The organism is Kluyvera sichuanensis (genome assembly GCF_014218705.1).
Lineage (GTDB): Bacteria > Pseudomonadota > Gammaproteobacteria > Enterobacterales > Enterobacteriaceae > Kluyvera > Kluyvera sichuanensis.
The window spans coordinates 1-555 of sequence record NZ_JABBJF010000083.1 but is presented as its reverse complement, the minus strand read 5'-3'; the positions used below and the strand labels follow the sequence as shown (position 1 = coordinate 555).

The following is a 555-nucleotide window of genomic DNA, read 5'->3' as shown; positions in this document are numbered from 1 at the left end:
CTGATGGAGCTGCACATGAACCCATTCAAAGGCCGGCATTTTCAGCGTGACATCATTCTGTGGGCCGTACGCTGGTACTGCAAATACGGCATCAGTTACCGTGAGCTGCAGGAGATGCTGGCTGAACGCGGAGTGAATGTCGATCACTCCACGATTTACCGCTGGGTTCAGCGTTATGCGCCTGAAATGGAAAAACGGCTGCGCTGGTACTGGCGTAACCCTTCCGATCTTTGCCCGTGGCACATGGATGAAACCTACGTGAAGGTCAATGGCCGCTGGGCGTATCTGTACCGGGCCGTCGACAGCCGGGGCCGCACTGTCGATTTTTATCTCTCCTCCCGTCGTAACAGCAAAGCTGCATACCGGTTTCTGGGTAAAATCCTCAACAACGTGAAGAAGTGGCAGATCCCGCGATTCATCAACACGGATAAAGCGCCCGCCTATGGTCGCGCGCTTGCTCTGCTCAAACGCGAAGGCCGGTGCCCGTCTGACGTTGAACACCGACAGATTAAGTACCGGAACAACGTGATTGAATGCGATCATGGCAAACTGAAA

General features: G+C 54.4%; 1 protein-coding gene. It reads left to right on the top strand.

Going from position 1 to position 555, the window contains the following annotated elements:
- Positions 1-15 precede the first annotated feature (15 nt).
- Positions 16-555 (top strand): IS6-like element IS26 family transposase (locus HII27_RS26835; protein ID WP_040235503.1); only part of this gene is annotated, 540 nt, incomplete at its 3' end.